The following is a 5,706-nucleotide window of genomic DNA, read 5'->3' on the forward strand; positions in this document are numbered from 1 at the left end:
GACGCGTAGCGCCCCGCCGCCGGTCTCGATCCGCACCCGCGCGCCGCGCGCCGATCCGACCGGACCGGACGCGCTCGGACCCGTGCCGATCGGACCCGTCCCGATCGAACCCGTGCCGAGCGCCTCTGCCGCCGGCGCACCCGTGCCCAGCCCATCCGTGCCCAGCCCCTCCGTGCCCGGCGCGCCCGGGTCGGCGGCACCCGTCGCGACCGCCGCGTCCAGGGCGGCGCGGGCGGTGCTCGCGTCGACCGCGTTCTGCAGCAGTTCCCGCAGGTAGACCCGGGGACTCGAGTACAGGTGCCTGCTCAGCAGGTCGACCACGCCCCGCAGATCGACCTGGAACGCCTGCTCCACCTGAAAAGCCTCCCGATTCGCCCGTTTTGGCACGTCCACGCACCCTAGCGCCAAGCATGCCGCCCCCGACCGACAATCTCAGCGGCGGTTTTTCGCGGAAACGAGAAAACCCCGGGGCCGCCGGCCCCGGGGTCTCCGTCACGCGCTCAGGCTCAGATGAGGCCCAGCTTGCGCACCGCGTCGCGCTCCTCGGCGAGCTCGTTCACCGAGGCGTCGATGCGGCCGCGCGAGAAGTCGTCGATCTCCAGACCCTGGACGATCTTCCACTCGCCGTCCTTGGTGGTGACCGGGAAGGACGAGATCAGGCCCTCCGGCACACCGTACGAACCGTCCGACACGACGGCCATGGAGGTCCAGTCGCCGTCGGCGGTGCCGTTCACCCAGGTGTGGACGTGGTCGATCGCGGCCGACGCGGCGGACGCCGCCGACGACGCGCCGCGCGCCTCGATGATCGCCGCGCCGCGCTTGGCGACGGTCGGGATGAAGTCGTTCTCCAGCCAGTTCTGGTCGCCGACGACCTCGGCCGCGCTCTTGCCGCCGATCTCGGCGTGGAACAGGTCGGGGTACTGGGTCGCCGAGTGGTTGCCCCAGATCGTCATCTTCTTGATGTCGGCGACCGAGACGCCGGCCTTCTTCGACAGCTGCGCGAGGGCGCGGTTGTGGTCGAGGCGGGTCATCGCGGTGAAGCGCTCGGCCGGGACGTCCGGGGCGTGCTGCTGCGCGATGAGCGCGTTGGTGTTGGCCGGGTTGCCGACGACCAGGACCTTGATGTCGTCGGCCGCGCCCGCGTTGATGGCCTCGCCCTGCGGGCGGAAGATGCCGCCGTTGGCCTCCAGCAGGTCGCCGCGCTCCATGCCCTTGGTGCGGGGGCGGGCGCCGACGAGCAGGGCGACGTTGGCGCCCTCGAACGCCTTGGTGGCGTCGTCGAAGATGTCGATGCCGGACAGCAGCGGGAACGCGCAGTCGTCCAGCTCCATCGCGGTGCCCTCGGCGGCCTTCACGGCCTGCGGGATCTCCAGCAGCCGCAGCTTGACCGGTACGTCCGCGCCGAGCAGGTGCCCGGACGCGATGCGGAACAGCAGCGCGTAGCCGATCTGGCCCGCGGCTCCGGTGACGGTGACGGAAACTGGCGTGCGCGTCATAGCCTTCTTCATCTCCTGCTGACGGGGCTCAGGCGGCCTTTCCAGGGGATCTCTCGCCGTCGAGATATCCGCGAGTCAGGCTATACCTCGCGCTCCCCCACGCCGTCCGTCAGGGCCGTGCCTGGCATGACTGACTGCTCACACACCCACGCCCGGCGCGCTCGGGCGGGGAAAGGGCGAGGGCCGCCCCGCCGGGTGTCCCGGCGGGGCGGCCCTCTCGCGGCCGGAGGAGATCGTTCCTACACCGAACCATCTCGCTTCCGTCCCGCGCGTGCGCGGTCAGCCTCGGGCGAGGGTCTCCAGCGCGCGGTTGAACGTGGCGGACGGACGCATCACGGCCGCGGCCTTGGCCGGGTCCGGACGGTAGTAGCCGCCGAGGTCGACCGGGGAGCCCTGGACGGCGAGCAGCTCGTCCACGATGGTCTGCTCCTGCTCGCCCAGCGTCTCGGCGAGCGGACCGAACGCGGCCGCGAGCTCGGCGTCCTCGGTCTGGTTCGCCAGTTCACGCGCCCAGTAGAGGGCCAGGTAGAAGTGGCTTCCACGGTTGTCGATGCCGCCGAGCCGCCGCGTCGGGGACTTGTTCTCGTTCAGGAACTCGGCGGTGGCGCGGTCGAGCGTGTCGGCGAGGATCCGCGCCCGCGCGTTGCCGGCCGTCCGGGCCAGGTGCTCGAAGCTCGCGGCCAGCGCGAAGAACTCGCCGAGGCTGTCCCAGCGCAGGTAGTTCTCCTTGACCAGCTGCTGGACGTGCTTGGGGGCCGAGCCGCCCGCACCGGTCTCGAACAGGCCGCCGCCCGCCATCAGCGGGACGACCGACAGCATCTTGGCGCTGGTGCCCAGCTCCAGGATCGGGAACAGGTCGGTCAGGTAGTCGCGCAGGACGTTGCCGGTGACCGAGATGGTGTTCTCGCCGCGGCGGATGCGCTCCAGGGAGAACTTCGCCGCCTCGACCGGGGCCATGATCTCGATGCGCAGGCCGTCGGTGTCGTGCTCGGTGAGGTACTTCTCGACCTTCTCGATCAGGACGGCGTCGTGCGCGCGGTCGGCGTCCAGCCAGAAGACGGCCGGGTCGCCGGACAGCCGAGCGCGGGTGACGGCCAGCTTGACCCAGTCGCGGATCGGCAGGTCCTTGGTCTGGCACATGCGGAAGATGTCGCCGGCGGAGACCCGCTGCTCCAGCACGACCGAGCCCTGCTCGTCCACGACGCGGACCGTGCCGTCGGCCGGGATCTCGAAGGTCTTGTCGTGGCTGCCGTACTCCTCGGCCTTCTGCGCCATCAGGCCGACGTTCGGCACCGAGCCCATGGTGGCCGGGTCGTAGGCGCCGTTGGCCCGGCAGTCGTCGATGACGGCCTGGTAGACGCCGGAGTAGCTGGAGTCGGGGATGACCGCGAGGGTGTCGTGCTCCTCGCCGTCCGGGCCCCACATGTGGCCGGAGGTGCGGATCATCGCGGGCATGGAGGCGTCCACGATGACGTCGCTCGGGACGTGGAGGTTGGTGATGCCGCGGTCGGAGTCGACCATGGCCAGCTCCGGCCCCGCGGCCATCTCGGCCTCGAAGGACGCCTTGATCTCGGCGCCCTCGGGCAGCTTGTCCAGGCCGGACAGGATGGCGCCGAGGCCGTCGTTCGGGGACAGCCCGGCCTTGGCCAGCGCCTCGCCGTGGGCCTCGAACGTCCGGGGGAAGAACGCGCGGAGCACGTGGCCGAAGATGATCGGGTCGGAGACCTTCATCATCGTGGCCTTGAGGTGGACCGAGAACAGCACGCCCTCGGCCTTGGCGCGCTCGATCTGCGCGCTGAGGAACTCGCGCAGCGCCGATACTCGCATCACCGACGCGTCGACGACCTCGCCCGCCAGCACCGGCACCGACTCGCGCAGCACGGTGGTGGCGCCGTCCGCGCCGGCCAGCTCGATGCGCAGGCTCCCGTCGGCCGCGACGACCGCCGAGGTCTCGGTGGTGCGGAAGTCGTCGGCGCCCATGGTCGCGACGTTGGTCTTGGAGTCGGCCGTCCAGGCGCCCATGCGGTGCGGGTGGGTGCGGGCGTACTGCTTGACGGCGGCGGGGGCGCGCCGGTCGGAGTTGCCCTGGCGGAGCACCGGGTTCACGGCGCTGCCCTTGACCTTGTCGTAGCGGGCGCGGATGTCGCGCTCCTCGTCGGTCTTGGGGTCGTCGGGGTAGTCCGGCAACGCGTAGCCCTGGTCGCGCAGCTCGGCGATGGCGGCCTTGAGCTGCGGGATGGACGCCGAGATGTTCGGCAGCTTGATGATGTTGGCCCCGGGGGTCTCGGCGAGGTCGCCGAGCTCGGCGAGCGCGTCGCCGATGCGCTGGCCCTCCTCCAGGTACTCCGGGAACACCGCGATGATCCGCCCGGCGAGGGAGATGTCGCGGGTCTCCACCCCGACCCCGGCGGTCGAGGCGTACGCCTCGATGACGGGCAGGAACGAATAGGTCGCCAGGAGCGGAGCCTCGTCGGTATGCGTGTAGATGATCGTCGAGTCTGTCACCCGGACACTCCCTCTTTCATGGCATCATTGCTCGATATCAAGATATCTGGTGTTCCACCCACCTCCGGACGGCCGCTGGTGTAGACCACCGAACGCCTCGCGCGCAGCCCCAGCGGACATGCTCTGACCTGGGAGAATGCCGGAAAAATCAGTGGTAGCGCAGAGTGTCGCCCCGGTGACCGGGGGTCAGCGCGGGACGACCAGGGCGGTGACGGCGATGGCCACCGCGAAGCCCGCCATGATGGTCACGTCCAGCCAGCGCTTGCGGGTCTCCAGCATGCCGACCTGGCTCTGCGGCAGCACCAGCCGGGCGAGCGCGCCCAGCAGGACGGCGGCGGCGAGCAGCCCGGAGCCCTTGCGGAAGTAGTGCAGCGCGCACAGCACGAGCCCGCCCGCGACACCGGACAGGACGATCAGGTACGGAAGCTGGTTGAGCCAGTTCGGGCCGGCCCCGCCGCCACGCGGCGTGCGGCGTCGCCGATGCAGTTGCGTGCTCATGCCGAAGAGCCCCTCGTCAGCCGGTCCGGAAAGGGTCCCGGCACAGCCGCGCGGCGCGCCCGCGGCGTACAGCCGCCGAACGTGCCGAGGTGAGCCGTTCTCCCGTCTTCCACCGTAGCGCCGAACCGCCGGAACCACGACGGCCGCTCACCCGCGGTGCGATGGCACGGCCTTTCGCGGTCGGTCGCACGGCGCTTCCGGGGCGGTGCCACGGCGTCCGGGAGGCGGCCGTACAGCCCTCCGAGGGCAGGTGGCGCGGCGCTATCGAACACGCGTCGCGGACGCTTCTTGACAGCCGAATAACGCCCGTCAAGCCACTTTTCCGACGAAAACCGGAGAACACGGAAACCCCTGCGCCATCGGCCCTACTCACCGGTAGGAGGGTGTGACGATCACCGGCACGGGTAACCCGGCAGACAGGGGTCGCTAACTAGCTGGGAGGACTGCCGTGGAGGGGCCGTTCATGCGGATCGAGGACAGCGGACTGGTCATGCCGCTGCGCCCCGACGTAACGACGGTCGGCCGAGGGCGAGGAGTCGACATCCGCCTCGACGACCCGAGTGTGTCCCGTTTGCACGCAGAGATCATTCGGCGCGGCCCGTACGTGTACGTCGTCGACATGGGGCTTTCCCGCAACGGGACCCGTGTCAACGGCCGGCCGATCGCGCGCCGTGTCCTGGAGGACGGTGACGTCGTGAGCTTCGGCACGGCGCGCTGCCGGATGGGGGGCATCCCCCGCGAGGAGGTCGATCCCGACGTCGAGCTGCGGCGCGCCGTGGCTCCCGAGCTCACCCGCCGCGAGGTCGACGTGCTGACCTCGCTCTGCCGCCCCGCCCTGTCGGACGAGGCGTTCGTGGCTCCGGCCACCGCCCGCGAGATCGCCGCCGACCTGGTGGTGACGGAGGCCGCCGTCAAGCAGCACCTGCTGCGGCTCTACCAGAAGTTCCGCATTCCCGAGGGCGCCAACCGGCGCACCCGGCTGGCCAACGAGGTGATCGCGATGGGACTGGTCCGGCCGCTGCCGCCGGTGCACGTCCCGCAGCAGGGGCGTTCACCCGTCGAGACACGGGCCACCGGGGAGATCCGGCGGCCCGCGCCGCAGGGCGCCACGCACGGGCACCCTCTGAACGGCGGCCCCGGCCGCCACAGCGCCGCGGCCCGCAGAGCGAGTTAGCGCCGAGCGGGCGCGTCCGCGAGGCCGCACGAT

Annotated in this window: 4 protein-coding genes and 1 pseudogene; 1 reads left to right on the plus strand and 4 read right to left on the minus strand. The window is 71.1% G+C overall.

The features are described from left to right. The 4 genes and pseudogenes from AB0J52_RS24260 to AB0J52_RS24275 form a co-directional block, all read right to left on the minus strand. Positions 1-354: pseudogene (locus tag AB0J52_RS24260) on the minus strand (hypothetical protein); the annotation flags it as partial. 152 nt (positions 355-506) lie between these two features. Beyond that, positions 507-1,496: a malate dehydrogenase gene (locus AB0J52_RS24265; protein ID WP_500184390.1), complete on the minus strand. Its 990-nt coding sequence runs from the start codon at positions 1,494-1,496 to the stop codon at positions 507-509. 279 nt (positions 1,497-1,775) lie between these two features. Beyond that, positions 1,776-4,001 (minus strand): NADP-dependent isocitrate dehydrogenase, encoded by a 2,226-nt coding sequence (locus AB0J52_RS24270; protein WP_500184391.1) that lies wholly within the window; start codon positions 3,999-4,001, stop codon positions 1,776-1,778. A 186-nt stretch (positions 4,002-4,187) separates the two neighbouring features. Continuing rightward, positions 4,188-4,499, minus strand: a complete 312-nt coding sequence (locus AB0J52_RS24275) for a DUF3017 domain-containing protein (protein WP_500184393.1) — start codon at positions 4,497-4,499, stop codon at positions 4,188-4,190. 448 nt (positions 4,500-4,947) lie between these two features. Between AB0J52_RS24275 and AB0J52_RS24280 the strand changes: the two genes are divergently transcribed. Beyond that, entirely contained in the window at positions 4,948-5,673 is a 726-nt protein-coding gene (locus AB0J52_RS24280; RefSeq protein WP_500184394.1) for an FHA domain-containing protein, read from the plus strand. The last annotated feature ends 33 nt before the right edge of the window (positions 5,674-5,706 follow it).

Source organism: Spirillospora sp. NPDC049652 (assembly GCF_040675125.1).
Classification (GTDB): Bacteria; Actinomycetota; Actinomycetes; order Streptosporangiales; family Streptosporangiaceae; genus Spirillospora.

Coding starts and splice junctions, on each gene's coding strand:
- AB0J52_RS24265 (WP_500184390.1), bottom strand. CDS start 1,496: ATGACGCGCACGCCAGTTTCCGTCACCGTCACCGGAGCCGCGGGCCAG.
- AB0J52_RS24275 (WP_500184393.1), bottom strand. CDS start 4,499: ATGAGCACGCAACTGCATCGGCGACGCCGCACGCCGCGTGGCGGCGGG.